17 protein-coding genes and 4 pseudogenes are annotated in these 20,749 nt (G+C 67.2%); 15 read left to right on the top strand and 6 right to left on the bottom strand.

What is annotated here, in order from left to right; all coding sequences use genetic code 11:
- Positions 1–37 precede the first annotated feature (37 nt).
- The 3 genes and pseudogenes from ACSMXW_RS31340 to ACSMXW_RS31330 all read left to right on the top strand — a co-directional run.
- Positions 38–577, top strand: a complete 540-nt coding sequence (locus ACSMXW_RS31340) for a MarR family winged helix-turn-helix transcriptional regulator (protein WP_485801282.1) — start codon at positions 38–40, stop codon at positions 575–577.
- A 58-nt stretch (positions 578–635) separates the two neighbouring features.
- A complete protein-coding gene (locus ACSMXW_RS31335) occupies positions 636–1,736 on the top strand; it encodes an ABC-2 transporter permease (RefSeq protein ID WP_485808441.1) in 1,101 nt (366 codons plus the stop codon).
- Between the two features lie 316 nt (positions 1,737–2,052).
- Positions 2,053–3,082, top strand: a pseudogene (locus ACSMXW_RS31330) (IS110 family RNA-guided transposase); the annotation flags it as partial.
- Positions 3,083–3,093: 11 nt separating this feature from the next.
- Here ACSMXW_RS31330 and ACSMXW_RS31325 read toward each other — a convergent pair.
- Positions 3,094–3,579 (bottom strand): hypothetical protein, encoded by a 486-nt coding sequence (locus tag ACSMXW_RS31325; protein WP_485808440.1) that lies wholly within the window; start codon positions 3,577–3,579, stop codon positions 3,094–3,096.
- Positions 3,580–3,615: 36 nt separating this feature from the next.
- Positions 3,616–4,303, bottom strand: a pseudogene (locus ACSMXW_RS31320) (IS5 family transposase); the annotation flags it as partial.
- A gap of 357 nt (positions 4,304–4,660) precedes the next feature.
- Between ACSMXW_RS31320 and ACSMXW_RS31315 the strand changes: the two are divergent.
- The 8 genes from ACSMXW_RS31315 to ACSMXW_RS31280 all read left to right on the top strand — a co-directional run bounded on the left by ACSMXW_RS31315 (position 4,661) and on the right by ACSMXW_RS31280 (position 13,984).
- Complete coding sequence (locus ACSMXW_RS31315; protein ID WP_485801280.1) at positions 4,661–5,449, top strand: flavin reductase family protein; 789 nt, start codon at positions 4,661–4,663, stop codon at positions 5,447–5,449.
- Positions 5,450–5,697: 248 nt separating this feature from the next.
- Complete coding sequence (locus ACSMXW_RS31310) at positions 5,698–7,587, top strand: WD40 repeat domain-containing protein (RefSeq protein WP_485801279.1); 1,890 nt, start codon at positions 5,698–5,700, stop codon at positions 7,585–7,587.
- 86 nt (positions 7,588–7,673) lie between these two features.
- On the top strand, positions 7,674–8,849 hold the full coding sequence (locus ACSMXW_RS31305; protein WP_485801277.1) for an MFS transporter: 1,176 nt from the start codon (positions 7,674–7,676) through the stop codon (positions 8,847–8,849).
- A 106-nt stretch (positions 8,850–8,955) separates the two neighbouring features.
- Positions 8,956–9,606, top strand: a complete 651-nt coding sequence (ribA, locus tag ACSMXW_RS31300) for a GTP cyclohydrolase II RibA (RefSeq protein ID WP_485801275.1) — start codon at positions 8,956–8,958, stop codon at positions 9,604–9,606.
- Between the two features lie 35 nt (positions 9,607–9,641).
- A complete protein-coding gene (locus ACSMXW_RS31295; RefSeq protein WP_485801274.1) occupies positions 9,642–11,333 on the top strand; it encodes a WD40 repeat domain-containing protein in 1,692 nt (563 codons plus the stop codon).
- A gap of 17 nt (positions 11,334–11,350) precedes the next feature.
- Entirely contained in the window at positions 11,351–12,313 is a 963-nt protein-coding gene (locus ACSMXW_RS31290; RefSeq protein ID WP_485801272.1) for a formylglycine-generating enzyme family protein, read from the top strand.
- Positions 12,314–12,341: 28 nt separating this feature from the next.
- On the top strand, positions 12,342–13,115 hold the full coding sequence (locus ACSMXW_RS31285; protein ID WP_485801271.1) for a class I SAM-dependent DNA methyltransferase: 774 nt from the start codon (positions 12,342–12,344) through the stop codon (positions 13,113–13,115).
- A complete protein-coding gene (locus ACSMXW_RS31280; protein ID WP_485801270.1) occupies positions 13,112–13,984 on the top strand; it encodes a GNAT family N-acetyltransferase in 873 nt (290 codons plus the stop codon). The genes ACSMXW_RS31285 and ACSMXW_RS31280 overlap by 4 nt, the downstream gene beginning before the upstream one ends.
- 11 nt (positions 13,985–13,995) lie before the next feature.
- Here the strand turns inward: ACSMXW_RS31280 and ACSMXW_RS31275 are convergent, their stop codons facing one another.
- Positions 13,996–14,916, bottom strand: a complete 921-nt coding sequence (locus ACSMXW_RS31275) for a LysR family transcriptional regulator (RefSeq protein ID WP_485801268.1) — start codon at positions 14,914–14,916, stop codon at positions 13,996–13,998.
- A 787-nt stretch (positions 14,917–15,703) separates the two neighbouring features.
- Between ACSMXW_RS31275 and ACSMXW_RS31270 the strand changes: the two genes are divergently transcribed.
- A complete protein-coding gene (locus ACSMXW_RS31270) occupies positions 15,704–15,883 on the top strand; it encodes a hypothetical protein (RefSeq protein ID WP_485801267.1) in 180 nt (59 codons plus the stop codon).
- 368 nt (positions 15,884–16,251) lie between these two features.
- Positions 16,252–16,392, top strand: a pseudogene (locus ACSMXW_RS31265) (MarR family transcriptional regulator); the annotation flags it as partial.
- Positions 16,393–17,408: 1,016 nt separating this feature from the next.
- On the opposite strand, the gene ACSMXW_RS31260 reads toward ACSMXW_RS31265, so the two are convergent.
- Both ACSMXW_RS31260 and ACSMXW_RS31255 read right to left on the bottom strand, forming a co-directional pair.
- Positions 17,409–18,356 (bottom strand): NsdA family TPR-like regulatory protein, encoded by a 948-nt coding sequence (locus ACSMXW_RS31260; RefSeq protein ID WP_485801265.1) that lies wholly within the window; start codon positions 18,354–18,356, stop codon positions 17,409–17,411.
- Positions 18,357–18,392: 36 nt separating this feature from the next.
- Positions 18,393–18,866: pseudogene (locus ACSMXW_RS31255) on the bottom strand (1-deoxy-D-xylulose-5-phosphate synthase N-terminal domain-containing protein); the annotation flags it as partial.
- On the opposite strand from ACSMXW_RS31255, the gene ACSMXW_RS31250 reads away from it, so the two are divergent.
- Both ACSMXW_RS31250 and ACSMXW_RS31245 read left to right on the top strand, forming a co-directional pair.
- Positions 18,822–19,307, top strand: coding sequence for a polyprenyl synthetase family protein (locus ACSMXW_RS31250; protein ID WP_485801263.1), 486 nt, complete (start codon positions 18,822–18,824; stop codon positions 19,305–19,307). The pseudogene ACSMXW_RS31255 and the gene ACSMXW_RS31250 overlap by 45 nt on opposite strands.
- Before the next feature lie 275 nt (positions 19,308–19,582).
- Positions 19,583–19,948, top strand: a complete 366-nt coding sequence (locus ACSMXW_RS31245) for a hypothetical protein (RefSeq protein WP_485801261.1) — start codon at positions 19,583–19,585, stop codon at positions 19,946–19,948.
- A gap of 306 nt (positions 19,949–20,254) precedes the next feature.
- Here the strand turns inward: ACSMXW_RS31245 and ACSMXW_RS31240 are convergent, their stop codons facing one another.
- Complete coding sequence (locus ACSMXW_RS31240) at positions 20,255–20,548, bottom strand: RHS repeat-associated core domain-containing protein (RefSeq protein WP_485801259.1); 294 nt, start codon at positions 20,546–20,548, stop codon at positions 20,255–20,257.
- Positions 20,549–20,749 lie beyond the last annotated feature (201 nt).

The raw sequence follows: 20,749 nt of genomic DNA, 5'->3' as shown, positions 1-20,749 counted from the left end.
GTAGGCTGTATCAACCTGCTACGCAAGGGAGACCCCCGTGACCGAACTCCCACCGAGCTGGGAACCCACCACCACCGCGACCCACCTGATCCGCAGGGCCTTCCAACGCGTGACCGCCTGTTGGACAGCAGCCCTTCCGGGTGAACTCACCACCCCCCAGTTCGCAATCCTCGCGGTGCTGCTCCGCGCGAGCGAACCCATCGACCAGGTCACCATCGGCGAACACCTCGGACTGGACAGCTCCACGACCAGCTACCTGATCAAGCGTCTACACGGGGACGGATACCTGGAGTCCGAGATGGACCCCGACAACCGCAGGCGGCGTCTGATCTCGCTCACCCCCCAGGGCAGGCGCGTTGTGACCGAGGCGTTCCCCGGCGCCCGCGTCGCAGAGGAAGCGGTCCTCGCCCGCCTCGGACCAGCGGACCGAGAACAGCTGCTCCACCTGCTCCGCCGTCTCGTCGACGCGGAGAACCAGACTCTGCCTGACCAGATGACTTCTTCGGACGACTCGGATCGAGGCCGTAACGCGTTCGGTGCAACTCCTGATCGAAGAGGACGCATCGATGACCAGTGAGAACGTGGCCGAGACCGAGTCTGCTGAGGCGGCCGCGGCGGACAGGAAGGCACGCACGATGGGGTCATGCTCACTGAACACATCCGGCTCCGGCCGGGCCGCGTCCTCCGGCGTCGGGCCCGGCGGGCGGCGGGGCGTGCGTGAGCTGTGGGCGGACTTCCGTGCCTCGCCGTTCCTGCCCGCCGTCGTCCTGCTGCTGCTCGTCTCGGCGGCCGCCGGCCTCTTCGCCGGTTCCTACACGTACACCATGGCGAACCCGACGCCGCGCCACATCCCTGCCGCCGTTGTCGGGTCGACCGGATCGCCGCGTGCGGCGGTGTTCGAGAACGGGATGGAGCAGGCGCTCGGAGCCTCGCTCGACCTGCACCCCTACCCGAGCCTGCCGGCTGCGCGGCGCGCGGTCGAGGACCAGCGGGTGTTCGCCATCGTCGACGTCCGCGGCGGGGAGGTCCGCTTCGACGTCGCGAGCGCGGCGGGCGCGTCCGTGGCGGAAGTACTGGTGGCGACCGCGCCCAAAGTCGCACGGGCGGTGGACGTCCCGCTCACACTCGGGGATCTCAAACCCCTCCAGAAGGGGGACCCCCGGGGGCTCACGATCTTCTACATCTCCCTGGCCTCGGTGGTCCTCGGTTTCGTCGGCGCGATCCAGCTGAGCGTCCACGCCAAGGCCCTCAACCCACTGGAGCGCGTTCTCACGATCATCGCGTACTCACTGCTCGGCGGGTTCACCATCGTGGCCGTGGTGGACTGGCTCCTCGGAGCATTGCGCCTGCCGTTCCTCCAGTCCTGGCTCACGTTGTCGTCCACCATGTTCACCACGGGCATGGTGTTCGTCATGTTCAACACCCTCATCGGGCGCTGGGCCATGCTGCCGACCTGGGGGCTGATGGTCCTACTGGGCAATCCCTCGTCGGGCGGTGCCGTGTCCTGGCCGCTCCTGCCCTCGCTCCTGGGGCACATCGGGCGGTGGCTGCCCCCGGGGGCCTCCGTGAACGCCCTGCACACCGCGGTCTACTTCGGGGACGCCCAGCACGCCTTCCCCTACCTGGTCCTCCTCGGCTGGGCGCTGCCCTCGACCGTCATCTTCTGGGTGTGGCGCAGCCGCCATCCGGGAGGAAGGGACAGAACGCGGGGCGCGGCGGCGGACCCGGCCGGCTGAGCCGGTCGGAGGGCGACCCCCCGCACGTACGGCGACTCTCGGATCACCGCCGAACCGGCCGAGCACCGACGGTTCCGGCCCCCCGTTACCGTTTTCGAGGCTCCGCAATGAGGCCTCCGGCCTTCGGGGCCGGCATGACTTCCCCCCTTGTTGTTCATGATCCGGGGGGTGTCACCGGGCCCGGAGGCATCGACGGACCGCTGATGAGGGGCTTGAGTACCGGCTTCACCCGAGCCGGAAGAGCTCTCCGTAACGTGGATGTGGCAGCTCGGTGCCCAGGCAAGGCCGGACGAAAGCGTGATGGAGGGGCCTGCACGTGATCGACACCGGCGACATCGACGTCTTCCTGGGCCTGGACGTCGGCAAGGGCGAGCACCACGCCACCGCCGTCACCCCGACCGGGAAGAAAGCGTTCGACAAGCGCCTGCCCAACACCGAACCCAAGCTCCGCGAGCTGTTCGCCAGGCTCCAGGCCAAGCACGGGACGGTGCTGGTCGTGGTCGACCAGCCAGCCTCGATCGGGGCACTGCCGCTGGCGGTCGCGCGGGACATGGGCTGCCCGGTCGCCTACCTACCCGGGCTGACCATGCGGCGGATCGCCGATCTCTACCCCGGCGAGGCCAAGACGGACGCGAGGGACGCGTTCATCATCGCCGACGCGGCCCGCGCGATGCCTCACACATTGCGAGCCATCGACGGCGAGGACGAGACGATCGCCGAGTTGGAGATGATCGTCGGGTTCGACGACGACCTGGGCCGGCGAGGCCACCAGGGTCGCGAACCGGCTGCACGGCCTGCTGACCCAGATCCATCCATCGCTGGAAGGAGTCCTGGGGCCGCGGTTGCAGCACTCGGCCGTCCTCACGCTGTTGGAACGGTTCGGGTCCCCGGCCCAGATACGCAAGGCCGGCAGACGACGACTGGTCACCCTGCTGCGGCCGAAGGCACCGAGGATGGCCGAGCGGCTCGTCGAGAAGATATTCGCCGCGTTGGACGAGCAGACCGTCACCGTTCCGGGGACCGAGGCGGCCGCGCTGATCATCCCGAGCCTCGCCGCCTCGCTAGCTTCCGTGCTCGACCAGCGCAAGCTGCTTGCCGGGCGGATCGAGGAACTACTGGAGGCCCACCTTCTTTCGAAGGTCCTGACGTCGATGCCGGGAGTCGGCGTCAGGACCGGAGCCCGGATCCTGATCGAGGTCGGTGACGGCAGCACTTTCCCGACCGCCGGCCACCTCGCCGCTTACGCGGGTCTCGCCCCGGCGACCCGGAGCTCGGGCTCCCCGATCCGCGGTGAACAGCCTTCCCGGAGAGGAAACAAGCAGCTCAAACAGGCTTTCTTCCTCTCCGTCGGCCACAGTCACCTGACCTGCGAGTCTGCGAGTAGAACGACTTGATCGGCCTCGACGTCGAAGCCGATCACCGGATGGCCATAGTCGCCCTCCGGGTCCATCAGCACCGGCTTGCCCAGCCGCCGGCCGATCTCCCGGAGGAAGTCGAGGAACACATCAAGTCGCTCCTGGCCCTGCAACTCGCGCAGGTCGACGTCGAAGTCGGCTTCATCGTCGGCATGGAAACGGAAAATCGCCAACACATCGGCCGTCGGCCACACCCGCAGGTCCGGGCACTCGGCATCCGCCGGACGGGACAGGACGGCCTCCGCCCGTGGCACCGGAAGCACCCTCTCCCCTTGGGAGTACTGACACCTCCAGCCTTTCTCCGCGACAAGATCGAGGACCGCCTGCCAGTCCTCCACCGAGGCATCCGGGACACGCACGTCCGGCAACGCCCCCATCGAGTCAGGGTCGAAGAAGCACCTCACGTCATCCCACACCAGGTCGGCCACCCCGCAATGTTGCCCGGCCCCCGGGTTCAACGCAGCCCGGCCCAGCCGTTCGCTGGACTCGATGCCTTTGCGGGCGATGCGCACGCCGATGCGCTTGCCCCGTATTTACGCAGGCGGGGGATGTCACACGCCTTGTCGGCGTGCGGACGCTGAGGCTTGAAGTGTCGGCCGCGGTGGGGGGCGTGTCTCGTGTGGTGACCTACGACCATGGGCTTCAGTGCCTCGCTGTCGTGTGTGGTGGCGGACGAGACGCCGACGACCAGGGGCAGTCCGTTCGCGTCCGACAGGATGTGCATCTTGGAACCCGGCTTACCCCGGTCCAGGGGGCTCGGACCTGTGAGTTCGCCCCCTTTCAGCCCGCACGTGAGCGGAGTCGAGGACCACGCGCGAGACGTCGATGAGACCGCGTCATCGAGCCGGTGCAGCACCGCCTCATGCAGTCGCCCCACATCCCGGCCCGCGACCAGATCAGGAACCGGCGGTGCGCGGTCGACTTCGCTACCCCGAAACACGGCGGCAGAGCCCGCCAGGCGCAACCGCTGACCAGCACGAAGACGATCGCCGCGAACAGCGTCTCATCAGGCGTGTCCTGCGTTCCGCCGCCCTGTGGCCGGACCTTCGACGGTGGGATCAGCGGCTCGGCGATCTCCCAGGGCCCGTCCGGAACAATCCAACATCCGAGGCTGCCGGTGCCGTTACGCTGGGGATCAAGGCAGGTCTGCACCGCGCCCTGCCGTTCGCGGCGCCGGCCGAGCTCGGCGCGCTGCGCCGGGGTTTTTCCAGGTCACCCTGTTGGTCACCTTTCTAAACTTGTCAATTAATTCTTCTTGCTGCCCGCGATAACCCTCACTTGGGCTGCGCTATAGCGCAATCTTATGACGAGCTGAATTGTCGCAGTTCAGCCCGCGTTTTCCGGGGCTCCGGGCCGTTTTTTGTGCAGCGGCACGTCTTGACCGGCCCATCCGGACGGGCTTAGAGTTATTCGCAGTTGATAAATCCGAGCAAATCAATAAGCCGTCGGATGACGTGAGCGCTCCACGAGAGTAGGCGCAATATAAATCGGCGACCACAGGGAGATGGCGTGACCACCGGCTACCTACGTTGGATGACCAGCACTGTCGGCCTCATAGCCACCAATGTGGACAAGAACGTCAACGTGATGGCGGCCGAGTGGTCGTACTTCGTGGCGCTGGAGCCACTCCACATCGCGGTCGGCATATCCGACCAGAATTGGTCGAACACCCGCGTCCGGGAGGCCGGAGAGTTCGCCCTCACGTTGTGTGCGGATTCCGACGTGGCCGTCGCCGCTTTTGCCGGGAGCTTCAGTGGACTGGACGTGGACAAGACCAGCAGCGCCGACCTCGAACTGGCCGGGCCGGCGGTCCTGCGCACTCCACATGTCCGTGGCGGTGTGCTGAACGCCGAGTGTGCGGTCCGCGAAGTGGTCGAGTTGCCGGGGTACGCACTCGTGATCGGTGAGGCCGTCTGGACTCAGGTGGACGAGGATGCACTCGCGAATCCGCTGGTCAAGCACGGCACCATGCACAGCTTGGGGCCGGTGGTCACCGATCGCCGGATTGTCGTGGGCGCGAGTTTTCCCGATCCCGCCACGCCCGTGCTCCGGATCGCGGCGACCTCGTATCAGGCTCCCCCAGACGCTCCCTGGCAACTCCGGGTCTTCGGTGCGACGAGCGGAACCTGCCTTGTCGACCAGACGTTGCTGGAAAGTGGTGCCCTGCTGATGGCGGACGTGGAGCTCCCGCTGGAGGCGAGAAAGGAACCCCTGCGCGTCGAGGTTTCTCGTGCCGGTTGCCGCCCAGGACGAGCCCACGCTGGCCAGGACGTTTTCACCGCGGTCTCCTCAGTATAGTTCGGCTTCTTTCCGTTCATTTCTCATCCCCCCGAATTCCTCGGCGTGACCCTGTGGCTCGTCGAGGTGACCGATGATTTCCGATCGGCAGAGGAGGTGAATTCAGATGACCAAGCCCGTGCGCCGTTACGCGAAGCTCGTCAAGTGAGCACCGATGCTGGGGCGCCCCGTGCGACGCGGGGCGCCCCCGCCCGGCCTTCGACGGTACCGGCCATTTGCTCCGAAGTAGTCAAGGGGTGAACGTTCAAATGGAACTGCGCAACCGAGTTCTCAGGATTCTCTGTCTCTCGGAAATGGGTATCCTCGCCACCGATGTCGCCGGTGAGCTGCACCTGCTTGACGAGAACCTCGAACCGATCCGCTCGTCCAGTGCGCTGCCCGGCGGGCAACCGGTTTACGCGGTGACAGCGACCGACCGCTACGTGATCACCAAGGACAAGCGCGGCGGGATCAGCCGCTGGTCCTTGCCGTCCTTGGATCTTCTCGACCACCTCGACGCCGACGCGCTCTGTGACCGCTCCCTGCTCATGCCGGGCGAAGAACCTTCCCCGACGATCAACCGGGGGATCGGGGTGTGGCAGGACAAGGTCTACGTCAACAACGGTTATCTCCAACTGGTGATCATCGACCTGCCCACCTTCCGGGTGGACCGCATCGTGCCGTCGATGAGCGAGAGCTATCTGGAATGGCTGTCGTTCGACCGGCCCGACCTCCACGCGGTCACCGACAAGCAGGGCCGGCTGTTCCTCGGCGACGTGGAGCGTTTGGAGTTCCCGATCGAGATCCGGGTGGACGATCGGTCGAACCTGCACCGGGCACGCTGGGATCCCCGCCACGAACGCTTCTGGGTCACACAGGACAGCGGAGCAGGCGACACCGACAGGATCTCCAACGGCGTGGTGACCGTCACCGAGGACGGGCGAATCACCCAGAGCGCGCTGTTCGCCACCGACGACGTCGAGGCAATGGACTTCACCTCGGACTACCGGTGGGCCTACCTCGGCGGCTTCGACGGCGAGCTGCACAAGTTCGACAACAGCGATCCGCAGCTGCGCATCGCGCACACCGTCCGATTCGGACACAACATCATCGACATCACGGTCAGCCCGCGGACGGGTCGGGTCTTCGTCCTCACCCAGGACGGTTCGATCACCGCCTTGGACGCCGACGACACGGTGGTCGCTCGCGCGCCCTTCCGCCGCCAGTGTGTCTGGGATCTGCAGAGTCATCCTGACCAGGCCGGCCGGATTCTCGCGGGGACGGACGACGGTGTGGCCGAACTCGTCGTCGACACCGGGGGCGCGTCCGACAGCGCGGTTGTCCGCGTTGCCGCCCATCATCGCCACCACCTCGGCCTGACCCGGCGGGTCGTCCCGCTCGACGACGGCGGTTGGATCGGTGTCACCCGCGACAGCAACGTCTTCCGCGCTGCCGGGGACGGCTCGGTCGTGTGGAGCGTGCACTTCGACACACGCCTGTTCACAGTCGCCGTCGATCCCACGCACACCCGAGTCCTCGTCACCGCGAATTCGGGTGGGCTCGAACTCGACATCACGAACGGCGACCTGCAGCACAAGATCAACCTCGGCGATGTGCCGGTCTGGGCGGGCACCTATGCCCCCGATGGGGACCGGCTTCTGGGCCGCCGCGATGGGGTCGTATACCGGATCGGCGACGACTCCGAGGACGTGCGCTGGTCGGCCGAGACCGGTGAGGACGCGTACAGCAAGCGGTTGTTCTTCGAGGGGGACCGGCTCTTCGTCACCGGGGGCGACAGCGTGCGGGAACTCGACCCGGAGACGGGCCGGACCTGGCGGGTCTTCCGGGAGCTACTGGACAACACCGCTGAGGACGCGGTCAGTATCGGCGGTCGCGTGTATGTCTCCACCTATGGCGCGCAGCTGGGCGTGTTCACCGATCCGGCTCCGGCTGGGCCTGCCGAGCCCGAACTCCTGGGCATTCTCGAGCCGCTACCCGACTTCGCCAAGGCACTGCACCCTCTCCACAGCGCCGACGGTACGCGGTACCTGCTCGTGGGCGGGCGGGGCGGCTGGCTGCGTACCTACCGCTTGCAGGACGACGGGCCCGTCCGTATTCGTGATCTGTGGCTCGCGCCAGATCCGGGAGCCGGCCGGTGAACGGGAGGCAGGCTCTTGCCACAAAGGATGCAGTCGCGTCCAGGTCGCTCTGGCACAGCCCGCGGTTTCTCACGTTCAGCTCAGGCGTGTTCGCCAACAATCTCGGCGACGGAGTATACGCCGTCGCGCTCCCGTTGCTCTCCTACGACCTGACCCGGTCGTTGCAGATCATGGTCCTGCTGGCCGCCGCGACTCCGATTTCGTTGCTGGTGAGCGGACCGCTGTTCGGCTATGTGGCGGACCGCTACGGCTCCCGGGTGCTCGTCGTGCCCGGTCTCGCGGTGCAGTTCGGCGCGGCGCTGACACTCAACCTCCTCCTCGAGACCGGCCGGCCGGGCGCGGGCACCCTCGTCGCCTGCCAGTTCGTGGTGCAGCTCGGCGGGGCGATGTACCGGAGCGGGTGGTTCGCGAGCCTGCCCACGCTTTTTCCCGATCAGCCGGGGCAAGCCCGTGGCATCCTCGCGGCGCAGTTCCAGGCGACGACGGTGCTGGGTCCGTTGCTCGCCGGTGCACTGGTCGGGCCCCTGGGTTACCAGACCCTCCTGTGGCTCAACCTGATCACCTTCGCGGCACCGGCGACAGTCTGGCTGGCCGGCATCCGTGCGCCCCGGGAGGGCGACGGCGGGTCTCCGCCGGTCGGCATGCTCAGGTCCTTGGCGGACGGCTGGCAGACGTTGCGCACCTGTCGCCCGGTCTTCATCGCAATGCTGCTCATGATCCCGTGTGAACTGCTGGCCACCACAGGGACGCTGAACCTGGCACTGTTCTACCTTCGTGATCGCCTCGAGTTCTCCGACGCGATGGTGAGCGGCGTGGTGACGGTGGTCAACGTGGCGACCATGGGTTGCGCACTACTGATCAGCCGACGCTCCCGGAAAAGGTTGCGCACCGTGGCGACAGGCGCGTCGGCCGCGATGACGATCGGCCTGTTCCTCGTGCCCATGCCGGTCGCCCTGCTGGTGATTCCGGGCCTCATCGCGGTGTTCGGTGCCTACGCGACCGTCACCACCGCAGCGGAAATGGTGCTCTACGATACCTTGCCCCGAGAGGTGATCGGCCGTGTCTACGGCTTCTGGCGGCTGGTGTGTGGCGGCGCGAGTGCACTGGGACCGGCGGTGATTTCCGCTGCCAACGCGGTTTTCGACGTTCGAGGTGCGTTCCTCGTGCTGGGGGCGGTTTCCCTGGTTCCGGTCGGCTGGCTGCTCACCAACCGGCGGCGCGACTGGGATCTCGCACCGGCCGGCCTGGCAGCTCATTCCTGAGCCTTCAGCAGACGAAGATGCTGTGCTCTCCCAATCACAAGTTCAACGTTTCTGACGATGCACCGGACATTCGCGTGTTCGTGTGGAAAAGTCGCCTGGAGTTATCATGACCCTGAATGGAGTGCCGGTCGCGCCTGATCTGTCGTCACCGGTGTCCACCATGCCGAGGATCCGCACCCAAGTTCCGCTACCACTGGTTCGGCAGCAGCCAGGCGACTCGGTGCCGCTGCTGACCAGCTTCGCCGGACTCTGTGATGACGCAGAACATTTCGCACTGATTTTTCCCGGAGCGAATGCCGCCACTCCCTTTGTGCGGGTGCACTCCGAGTGTCTCACCGGCGATGTGTTCGGCAGCGCGCGGTGCGACTGCGGCGCCCAGCTCGACGAGGCGGTGAACCTGCTGTCCCAACGCGGCGGGGTGCTGCTTTACCTGCGCCAGGAAGGGCGCGGCATCGGGCTTTACAACAAACTCGACGCCTACCGCCTGCAGGACGCCGGAAGCGACACCGTCGACGCGAATCTCGAACTGGATCTTCCCGCGGACGCGCGACGGTACGAGGTGGCGGCCGAGATGCTCGGCGCTCTGGAGGTGGACGACATCGTGCTCATCACCAACAACCCGGACAAGGTCACCGGGCTCCGTGCCGCCGGTATCACGATTCGCCGCACCCTGCGGACTGGCGTTTATCCCACCGAATACAACCTGCGGTACCTGCGCACCAAAGCGACCCGTTTCCACCATGACATCAGCGCGTGAAGCCGGACCCTACGATCTCGGGAAAGGAGCAGGTAGTGATCGAACACACCGGACCCATCAGTGGTATCGCCGCCTATCGTGACGATTTCGTCGCCACCGCCGGATACGACAACCAGGTGATCCTGTGGGACCAGCACACCGGAACCGCGGTGAGCCGGGCCCTGCACGATCACCTGGCCAACCAGTGCGCGTTCGATCCTTCCGGAAGGCTGCTGGTCACCTCCTCCAGCGACTACACCGCCAGGCTGTGGTCGGTGCCGGAGCTGTCCCTGCTGGCCGTGCTCAACGACCACGACGACGACGTCGAGATGTCGGTCTTCCACCCGGTCGACGAGCTGGTCGCGACCGCGTCGCGGGACCACCAGGTGCGGGTCTACGACCTGCGCGGGAAACTGCTCCACCGCTTCCGCGGTCACAAGGCCGACGTCATTTCGGTGGAATGGGCCGCCGGCGGCGACGAGTTGATCACCTCCAGCGACGACGGAACGGTCAAGCGCTGGTCGATGACCACCGGTGGCCTGGTGGAAGACATCGATCTCGGCGGGGTCGAGACCGACACGGTGGTCATCGACCCGGCCGGTGTTCTCTACGCGGGGAACGACCTCGGCGAGATCGTCGTCATCGGCCCGGCCGGACGCGAACGGGTGCGGGCGCACCAGGCCGGCATCAAACGCCTGGTGCTCGCGGCCGACCGGCACCTGCTGGTCAGCCTCAGCTACGACCGCACGATGCGACTGTGGGACGTCTCCGGCGCGGCGCCCGTCCAAGTGGCGGAAACGTCCTTTCCGGACGACGTGTGGCCCCGCTCCTGTGCCTTCGCCGCCGGCAGCACCGTGGTCTGCGGCACCTTCGGCAGCACGTACCGTACGTTCGACTACGAGACCGGTCGATGGGCCACCGAAGACATCCCGGCGACACACGGCGTGAACGCCAGCTGTGCCTTCGACAAGAGTGTGTTCACCGTCGGCGACTCGGGCGCGGTGCGCCGCGATGGTGAACTGATCGTCGAGCTGGGCAGCCTGTGCAACTTCCTGACGCCGATGGACCAGCTCCTCGTGACCGGTGGGCAACTCGGCCGCCTGATGGACGCGATCACCGGTCGCATGCTGCACCAGCACCGTTCGCCGCTCAACTGCGGGGCACGCTTCGTCCGCGACGGCGTGGAACACGTCGTTGTCGGTGGATACACCGGTGAGGGGATCGTACTGCGTTGCGAGGACGATCAGCTGGTGCACGTGCGGGACCTGCAGTTGCACGAAAACGCGGTCAAGGGCGTTGCCGTGTCCGGTGGCGTGATCTTCTCCGTATGCGCCGACCAGAGCGTGGCATGGCACGATGTCGCCACGCTGACCGAGTTGCACCGGGTGCCCGCCGCGCACGACCGCATCGCCAACGGGTGCGTCGCGCTGGGGGACGGCGAGTTCGCCAGCGTCGGACGGGATCTGCGGCTGCGCCTGTGGGACAGCTCGTTCCACGGCGACGCGTTGCCGACACCGTTGACGCACTCGATCAAGTGCATCTCGGCCAACACCACCGGCGACATTCTCGCGCTCGGTGCCTACGACGGTCACGTCGCGGTGTATGACCGGAAGGCCGGCCGCTGGACGAGCCACTCACGCCCGACCGCCGCCGGGATCTCGGCCATGGCCTTCGACGCGGACAACCGGCGATTCCTGGCCAGTTCGTACGACGGGCGGGTCTATCCGATACCGACGGCGCGTTCGTGATGTCCACTTTGGCCGGAGTGAACCCGAACTCGCTCGACGACCGGGGCGCGATGGGGCTGCCCGACCACCTGGTCGAGCGCATCCCTTCCGATGCGTTCGCACAACACGCGGATCTACTCGGCAGGCCGGCGGAGTCCCTGGTGGCGGTGCTCGGTGACCAGGAGGTGGCGCCGTCGCGGCGCTACGTCGCCGGCACCGTGCTCACCATGATCGGTGATCCGCGAATCGATCCGATGTCGCCCGCGATGGTCACCATCGCCGCCACCACGACCGAGATCGGCCTGGCGCCCGGCGATGTCGACGCGGTGACCGCCCAGTGGCGGCACGCCGGTGTGCGACGCGACTGGATCATCAAGGAATGCCCCGCGCATCGCGTGTCCCTGCCGGAGTTCCGCATCATGCGGTGGCCGGTCACGAATCTGGAATACCGGCGGTTCCTGGCCGACACCGGGCATGGTGGGTTCCCGTCGTCATGGCGCTTCGGCGGCTACCCACATCTGCGCGCGAACCATCCGGTGTGGACAGTACGCCCAGGTGATGCCGAGGCGTACGCCCGCTGGTTGTCGGAGCGGACAGGAAGATCGTTCCGCTTGCCGAGCGAGGCCGAGTGGGAACACGCCGCGCACGGGGGCACCTCGGTGGAATTTCCGTGGGGTGACGACTTCGTGCCCGGCGCGGCGAACACGGTCGAAGCCGGCCCGCTGACCACCACCCCGGTGGGGATGTATCCGGCCGGGCGCAGCCGCACCGGCGTGGACGATCTCGCCGGGAACGTGGAGGAATTCGTCGCCGACGACTATCGCCCCTACCCGGGAGGGATGGAAGTCGCCGACGACCTGACCATCGGTGGCCCTCGCTACCGTGTCGCCCGCGGAGGCAGCTTCACCCGCTTCGGCGACCTGGCCCGGTGCCGGCGTCGGCACGGATGGTTCGACCGCGCCATCTACGCCGTCGGATTCCGGCTCGCCGAAACCCCGTAGCGGGCGTCGCGGAGAAGGAGCTTTTCATATGGCAGTCTACCAACGGAATTCTCATCGCCCAGCCTACGACGCCATCGGCGGTCATTACCAGGACGTCAAAACACTCCCGTCCGCGCTACCGGAAGCGGCCACGGTTTTGGCGGCCTGTGGTGACGTCAGCGATTTGGACGTACTCGATCTGGCCTGTGGCACGGGTTTTTACACCCGGATTCTGCGAGACCGGGGAGCCCGGGTACAAGGTGCCGACGTGTCCTCGGCAATGATCGACGCCGCCCGGCGGCGGGAAGCCGCGGATCCGCTCGGGATCGGCTACCAGGTCCACGACGCGACGGACCTTCCTCACCTGAAGGATTTCGACCTCATCACGGGCGTGTGGCTGCTCAACTATGCCGCCGACGAGGCCTCGCTGACGGCGATGCTGCGATCGGTGCGGCGCAACCTCGCTCCGGGCGGGAGGTTCGTCGGCGTCACCCAGAACCCGCGGTTCGCCTTCGACGGGCCACCGTCGAGCAAGTACGGCTGGACGTTCGAACCGTTGTCCTGGACGGAGTTCGGCGTCCGGGTGCACGCCACGGCGCACACCACGCCACCGATCAGTTTCCAGGCGGTTTTCGCCCGCGCCGAGGTGTACTCCCGGTGTGCCGCCGAAGCGGGGCTCAGCGAGTTCGAATGGCTCCCGCTCGTTCTGGACCGGACCGCGCACGAAGAGTTCGGCCCGGAATTCTGGGGGGATTTCCAGGCCAACCCATTTCTCGCCGCTTTCGTCACTCGCAGGACTGGTGACAGTCAGGAGGAGATATGACAACGATCCGGAATGTCGCGATCCGGTCGGCGAAGCCGAGCGACCGATCCGCGCTCGGAAAAGTCCTCCGAGAGTACGAGACGCGGATATTCGGGAGCGCGCCTTCGCCGGACGAAGCTGTTGAACTCGTCGGCGACCCGGCGCGGATCCAGCTGGCGCAGGTCGACGGCGAGGAGCCGATGGCCTTGGTGCGGAGGGTGTCGGACGAACAGATCGACGTGTTGGCAGCGTCCGGAGCCATGACGGCGACAACGGAATTGCTGCGGTGGGTCGCCGATACGTTTCCGGACACGATGGTCCGGGTGCCGGAAAACGACGGCCAGCTGCTCGACGCGCTACGCGCTGTCGCCGGCTGGGACGAGGATCACGTGACCTATGAAGTGTTCCGGGACCTCTCGGCACCACTGCCCGAGTTCCGCATGGACGAGCGGGTACGGGTCGAGCCGTTGACGCGGTCCCCCGATCTGGACGCCTTGTACCAACTGATTTATCAGGATTCCGAATGGGTCGCCTCCGGCGCCGGACGACACGAGGACCGGACCGCCTGGCGTCTCCCTCTGGCCGGCCATGATTTGCGAGGCGCGCTGGCGACGGACCGCGAGACCGGCAAGCCGGCAGGTGTCCTCCTCGCCTGGCAGGACCCCGTGGAACTGCTCTGGATACACCGGTTGGCCGTTGCCACGCGATACCGGGGTCGAGGCATCGCGAACGGACTGCTGCACCGAGCCGTGGTCGATGGCCGGTCGAGCGGCATCTCCTGGCTCGGTGTCGCTACTTACGGGGACAATGCTCCGGCCCGCAAACTCTATGACCTGTGGAGGTTCGACACGCAGAACCGGTACCTCATCTGGCGGGCCACCGGCCGGTAGCCCGCCCGGCATCACCCGGCCTGTGTGAACTCACTTGATTCACGGTCTGCGATCCGCCGCAGGCAATCAATGAAGAAGGCAAGATCAGCGCGGCCCGACCGCGCGGGCCACGCGGCCCACGTGCGACGGACCAGCGGGGGACCGTCGATCGGCAGCCAGGTCACGGAACTGGAGATTCCTCGATACCGTTGCGGAGGTACCAAAGCGAAAGCGTCATCCATGCTGACGACACCCACCTTGACCACACGGGTCGACGCTTGTTCGTAGGCGAAAGCGGGCTGCACACCGTTTGCTCGCAGGGTCGCGGTTATCTCGTCGTGCCAGGCCGGGCTCTTCTCGCGGGGGAAACCCACCCAGTCCAGTCCGGCCAACTGGTCCAGGCGAATCCCTGCCGGGCCGGCAATTCGCTCGGCGTCGACCTTCGAGACGAGGACGCCAAGGCTCTCTTCGAGGATCAGCGTCACCTCTGAATCCCAGCCGACCGGGCGGTCACGGACCAGTCCGAGGTCGAGGTCGTCGGTCTGGAGGGCGGCGATTTGTCGGCTCGTCGGCATCGTCCTGATCTGCACACCGGAGGTGCGACGAGCGGCGACGAACTCCGCCAGCGCGTCGGACAACACACCGGAAGGAAACTCGATGGGGACGCCGAGCCGTAGTGGGCTATTGCCACCTTTGGACGACGTGCTCACGCGGGCGATCGCGTGCTCATGGCGAGCCAAGATGGCTCTGGCCTCGGCGAGCAGGATGGCGCCGCTTTCCGTCGCCTGGATACCGGTATTGCTTCGCCTCAGCAGCTTCACGCCGAGTTGTCGCTCCAACCCCTGAATCGTCTGTGACAACGCCGGTTGCGTGATGTTCAGGCGTCGAGCAGCGGCCGACAGGCTTCCTTCTTCGATCGAGGTCACGAAGGCGCGCATTTCACGCAGCTCCACGGTCTTTCACACCATCCCTTGCTGACGTTCGTGGTTCAGAGCGACAGTCCGGCGTGTTCGCGGGCCGAGGGCATGAGGAGCCGTTGGCGCGGATGGGCCGGCGAGGCCGGCGGTTCCCAGCGGGTCCGCACCACCTCGGCCCTGTTCCTGAGCGCGCGATGCGGGGGCAGGCCTCGAATGCCTCTGCCGAATGACCCAGCGTCCGGCGCGTGGTCAGCGTTCGGCCCCGTATGTCCGGATGCGAGCGGGGGCACCGACGAGGACCGGATCCGCTGGAGTCGGCGACAGCAAAGGCGCCCGGGCTGCTGAGTCACCATTCTGGGCAGTCACGCATCCGTCCTTTCCCGCTGGGGTGGTCAGGGACCTACGGCCGGACCTACCGGCTTTCGTCGCGGCCGCTGCCGGCCGAGTCATCGGGCGAGTTCAAGAGAGAGAACTGATCGGCTACGCCGATCGGATCAATCATCATCAGGCCAAGATTCGGCTACGCACCGTCGAGCTCGAAGTTTCGTAACGACGGACAACTGGCGAGCGCCTGCAGCATCGCCCCAGGTCGGTAGCGGCCCGCGGCTTCCTGTCGACACTAGGACCAGTTCGGGAGGGACCGGCCCGCCGTGGCACCGCGCCGTTCTTCTTTCTTGGCCCGTCCTCTTCCCGCTGATATCCGTGCTGCCCGGCCAGGCGTGGACATCATGCTCTACCCGCACGAGGAGATCTCCTGGCTGGCAGGCGGAAACGCGTTCTGGACCCAGTCCACCCGAAATACCCGTGGTCGCAGTACGCCTCGGTGATCTTCACCGTCGCCTCCACCGTGTCCACCGGCATCGTCGACATGATGCGCCAGTTCATCCACCCCTCCGCCGCCAACCCCGCCGGCCTGTGGTACTTCGACGGCGTCCACCTCAACGACGCCCGTCAATCCGTTGTCAGCGCCGCCTGGTGGCGCTGGCTCGCCTCCTCATGCTGACCGCGTCCCCGATCCCGGCGATCAAGCGCTACGGCTGTGTTCGTTCGAGCCGGGGAATTCGCTCCGCCAGGCGGGGAGGGAGTGTCAGCGATCTTGTGGGTGAGGGCGGTATCGCCCTTGTCAGTGCTGACGTCGAGTCGGTCGCCGTAGTGCATGGCACGTGTGTGTTCAACGCATGTTTCCAGCCTGCAATTTTCGCGGAGCTTGGGCAAGGGCGGCGAGGGGTTGGGTTTCGAGCTGTCGGTAGTGCTGGCGTGTGACGTATCGGCCGGGACAGCGATGGATCCCGCGGTCGGCTTGCCCTGTGCCCGGGGCGTTCAGCGTAGGCCCGGGTTGCGGGGTCGAGTGAGATGCCCCGAGTTTCGTAGGACACTGTGCGTTCATACCGCAAGCACGCACTGCTGCCACCGCCCGATCACGTGGAAGGCTGCAAGCCGTACTGGTACGCGGACACAGTCCGGCAATGGGTCGCCTCCTGGCAGGCAACAACTGCAGGCGCAGAGGGGTGAGACGCCGTGACAGGCGGGCGCTGCCGTGGACACGGGCCCCGATCGCGACGAGGGCAGCGAGGCGTGCGCGCACTCAACTGCGAGGGAGCCGGCTCCAGCCACTCCCGTGTTCAGCATGCGCCAGCTGCATTACACGACACCTCGCAGGAATGGGGCGCTACGCGGTCTGCCGTGGCGCCCTCCCAAGAACGACGCCAGGCCCACCGGCAAAGGAGTGACGAAGCGACCGCCCTCGCTGCTGGCCACAGCCCAGTCGCCTGGCTGGGTTCCTCTTCGGTGGTGACGGCGTCGGGGCGGTGGCGTGCCGTCGACAACAAGGGATCAGCTCATACCCTGGGCAGCTTGACTCTCACGACGGAGGGAGAACCCACTTCCGCCCCCTCGCCTGATACGGGGTCTTACTCTGCTGCGGGCAAATGAGGGACGATTCGAAACGATTCCCCGGGTGAACACATACGCCTTTCGTCGTCTTCATGCGGGACGGGAGTGAGGCGAGGCTAGAAACCAGTCATGGACGATCCTTTTGCTCTGAGTCCCGTGAATCGGCCGAGGAAGTCCGAGAAGACCGAGTCGTACCGAGGCCGGCAGGACAGACCAGGTATCCGGGGGCGCGCTGTCGGCCTGCGGCTGCTGGGCCGGTGGGCGGCTTGGTGGTCGGAGCACCGCAGAGGCTCGGAGCACCGCAGAGGCCCTGAAGGTACGCGTCGGTGAGTCCTGCGTGCCGATCGGCCCCGGTGGCGTGCGCCGCCCTCTGCGGTGGTGAAGCTGGGCTGGAGCCCCGGCACAGGCTGCCAGTCCCGCGGAGACGGGCCACGAGGGCATCAGCACCAGTCCTGTGGTCCCTGCGCGGCTACGACGAGAGGCTCGCGTTGGCGCAGGACAGCGAGGGAGTGCCGTTAGCCTTGCGCGGCGGCGAGCGCAGCACCGCCTGACCAGGCCTCATCTCGGGCCTGAGCCGTCGTCCCCCATGGCGCCTCCATCCCCGCTCACCGAAGACCGCCGGGGGAATCCCCGCCCTACAGGGACGCGGCCTCTTCGATCAGGAGTGCCACGCCGGGGTGGGTGCTGTAGGGGCGCAGTACCTGGCGCATGGTGGTGAGGGAGGCGGTGGCGCGAGCGGATCGGAGCCCCGGGTAGTCGCTGAGGAACCGTTTCCAGGTGGTGAGGGATTCCTCCAGGTTTCCTTGGAGGAGTTGTGATTCGGCCAGGAGGGCCGTGGTCAGTGCTCTGGCTCTCCGCGCCTGTGGGGCGCGGGCGCGCAGGGAGGCGTTGAAAGCGCGGTCGGCCGCCTGGTGGTCCCCCAGCGCCGTCAGCGTCCGGGCCCGCTGGTAGTGCAGAGCCGCGGCCGGATAGCTGTCGAAGGGGTCGGAGGGGTCTTGATCTGCGCGGCTGTGGAGGAGTTCCGCGCGTTGCAGGGCAAGGAGCGCCCGGTTGCGGTCCTGGGCTCGTGCGTGTGCGACGGCCAGTTGGGACTGGGTGAAGGACTGGGTCAGGGGCGAGGAATGACGCGCTGCGGTACTGGCGGCCTGTTCGGTCAGGGTGAGCGCGGACTGCTGGTGTCCCAGTTCCAGTGCGTGGGCGGCAAGAGCCCGTAGGGCGATGGTGTAGGTGTGGGGTTCCTCGGCTTCGGCGGCCAGGTGGGCGGCGGTGCGGTGGTAGTGCTGGGCCAGGGCGTCGGCGCCGTCGTCGGCGCACATGTTGCCCAGGAGGATGGTGAGCCGTGCCGTTTGTGTGAGCATCTGTCTGTGCACTCTCTCGCTGGCGGCGGCGAGCAGCCAGGGGGTGACGTCGTCGGCCAGGTAGGTGGTGAGCGCGGTGCGGGCGTGCCACCGCCGAAGGCCCCTGTCGAGGCTGCGAAGAAGGCCGTCATGCTCTTCAGTGCCTCCACCTCCACCCGGCCCACCCGGCGCCCGGCCACGACGCCGGCTCGGCGGGCCGTGCTCCGCGAGACCAGGTCCTCCCACTCGGGAACCACTAGCGCGGCGAGGCTGTATACGTCAGCCCTTGCCCTTGACCGTGGTGACGTGGACCACGACGGGGCGGTCGAGCGCCCTGGCGTGGTGCAGCGCGCGCTCGATCGCCGGTATGTCATGGCCGTCAACCGGGCCGAGGTAGGAGAAACCCAGGTTGGTGAAGACGTTCGGCGTGTGGGAGGAACGGCCCTCGCTGCGCAGCTTGCGCAGGTGATGGGCCATTCCTCCGGTGGTGGGGGCGTAGGAGCGGCCGTTGTCGTTGAGGACCACGACGACCGGCCGGGTGGTCGCGGTTGCCAGGTTGTTGAGACCCTCCCAGGCCAGACCTCCGGTGAGGGCGCCGTCGCCGATGACGGCGACGACCGCTCGGCCCCGCTCGTCCGCCAGTGCGTGGGCCTTGGCGAGACCGTCCGCGTAGGACAGGGCGGTGGAGGCGTGTGAGTTCTCCACCAGGTCGTGGGCCGATTCCTCGCGACTGGGGTACCCCGACAGGCCCCCCTGCACCTTGGCGCCACCCTGGCCGACGCCGACCCCGCCCACCTACGGTCCCTGTCCGCCTACGCGATCCCACCCGGCGAAGCGTTCCAACTCCGCGACGACCTCCTCGGCGTCTACGGCAACCCCGCCCAGACCGGCAAGTCCACCCTGGACGACCTGCGCGAAGGCACGCACACCGTGCTGGTCGCCACCGCCCTCGACCGGGCAACCCCTGTCCAGCGGCGCACCCTGAACGGCCACCTGGGTGATCCCTCCCTCGACCAGGCCGCGGCGGACGCGCTGCGAACGGTACTGACCGCCACGGGGGCGACGGCCGCCGTCGAACAGATGATCACCGACCGGCTCCACGCCGCCCAACGAGCACTGGACGGCACTGCCCTGCGGCCCGCCGCCACCACAGCACTGTGCCGTCTCGCCGCCTCGACAGCTACCCGCGCATCCTGACAAACGGATCCTCCAGATATGACAGCCCAGCCCGACGCCCACACGCTCGGCGTGAACCCACGAGGCCACTCAGCGACCTCGCACCCGACCGGCCCCGCGCACTCACGCACCACCTGACCGTCGCACCGCCCGGCCGGACAGCTGCGGCAGCCCTTGAACGCGCAGCACCGGCACCGACGGCCTGTCCTGAGTTCTCACCACCGCCACCCCATACCGGCGCGTCATACGACGCCTGCAGGAACGCCGCCCCGATCCACATCACGAGGGAGCATGCCATGCACACGATCGCGGACACGACCGCCCCGGAACTGCTTCACCTGCCGCCGCTGTACTGCCCCATCGACGCGGCCGTTCACCCCGAGCTCGACAGCATTGACCGCGATTCCCAGCTCTGGCTCGACCGCTTCCGCCTCTACACCAGCGACATCGACCGGGCCTGGGTCATCGCACGAAACTACGCAGAGGCGATGGCCCGCATCTATCCCGAAGGCATCACCGACCGCGTCGCACTCACCGCCCGATGGCTGCACTGGATCTTCTACGTCGACGACGTCCGCATGGAGACCGCCGTCACCCCCACCAAGCTCAGTTCGGCGATCGGCCTCACCAACCACCTGCTTCGCGTCATGGAGTGGCAGTAGTCCGTGTTTGCGGTAGGAGCGGACGGTGTCCGCGCGGACGCTGATGTGTGCGGCGATGTCGTTGTGCGACCAGAGACCGCGGTCCGTCATCCCTAGCACCCCCTTGGGGCGGCGCCGCGAGCCCGGGTGAGGAATCTACTCGGGCGGCGCGGCGCGACGCTGATGTCGTGTCGGCCTACGCCCGGTGAACGATGTCTTTCGGCCCGCGGCAAGGGCCCGTCGCCTACCCGTGACGTAGAACCAACTGAGTACATATGCCCGCGACAAACGGGAGCTATTTGTGACACGCCTGACACCATCCATGGGTCAGACGGGTACTGGACTGTTGTCTGCGTAGGCCTGGCCGCTGTGCTGTTGCGCAGCGGCCAGGTCCATGAGCGGGTCGACGCTGACGAACCGGCCGGTGGAAGGATCATATTCGCGGGCGCCGAGGTGGGTCAGGCCGGTGGTGGCGGCGTCGTCGGTGCCGCCGACGACGCCCTTCGTGCCCGGCCGACGGTTAGGGGCCGCGGATTCCGCCGAATGGCAGGATGCGGCGCTGAGTGAGGGTTCTGGCGTCGGAGGAGATGGCAAGCTGGCCGGTGTGCGGCTGCCGAGCATTCCATCCGGCCAGGACAGGCGGCATGTCGGCACTCGTGAGTCACTCCGGCGAGTCGGTCTCGGCGGCGTACCTCGGGCCCGCGCTCCGCGTCCCGTTGCCGGCGCCGGGAGTCGGTACCGGACCGTCCTGCGCGGCAATGGAGATCACCGACGCCCCTGCCTGGTCCTCAAAGACCGTTGCTTCATAGCCGACGGCGGCTC

This window comes from Streptomyces sp. DSM 116793 (genome assembly GCF_057320905.1).
Note: the sequence above shows the minus strand (reverse complement) of the source record. Positions and strands in the feature narration are given on the sequence as shown.

Excerpts from the sequence above, each read along its gene's own strand:
- ribA (WP_485801275.1), top strand. The coding sequence starts at position 8,956 with ATGACCCTGAATGGAGTGCCGGTCGCGCCTGATCTGTCGTCACCGGTG.
- ACSMXW_RS31240 (WP_485801259.1), bottom strand. The coding sequence starts at position 20,548 with ATGCTCGGCAGCCGCACACCGGCCAGCTTGCCATCTCCTCCGACGCCA.
- ACSMXW_RS31335 (WP_485808441.1), top strand. The coding sequence starts at position 636 with ATGGGGTCATGCTCACTGAACACATCCGGCTCCGGCCGGGCCGCGTCC.
- ACSMXW_RS31280 (WP_485801270.1), top strand. The coding sequence starts at position 13,112 with ATGACAACGATCCGGAATGTCGCGATCCGGTCGGCGAAGCCGAGCGAC.
- ACSMXW_RS31310 (WP_485801279.1), top strand. The coding sequence starts at position 5,698 with ATGGAACTGCGCAACCGAGTTCTCAGGATTCTCTGTCTCTCGGAAATG.
- ACSMXW_RS31285 (WP_485801271.1), top strand. The coding sequence starts at position 12,342 with ATGGCAGTCTACCAACGGAATTCTCATCGCCCAGCCTACGACGCCATC.
- ACSMXW_RS31245 (WP_485801261.1), top strand. The coding sequence starts at position 19,583 with ATGCACACGATCGCGGACACGACCGCCCCGGAACTGCTTCACCTGCCG.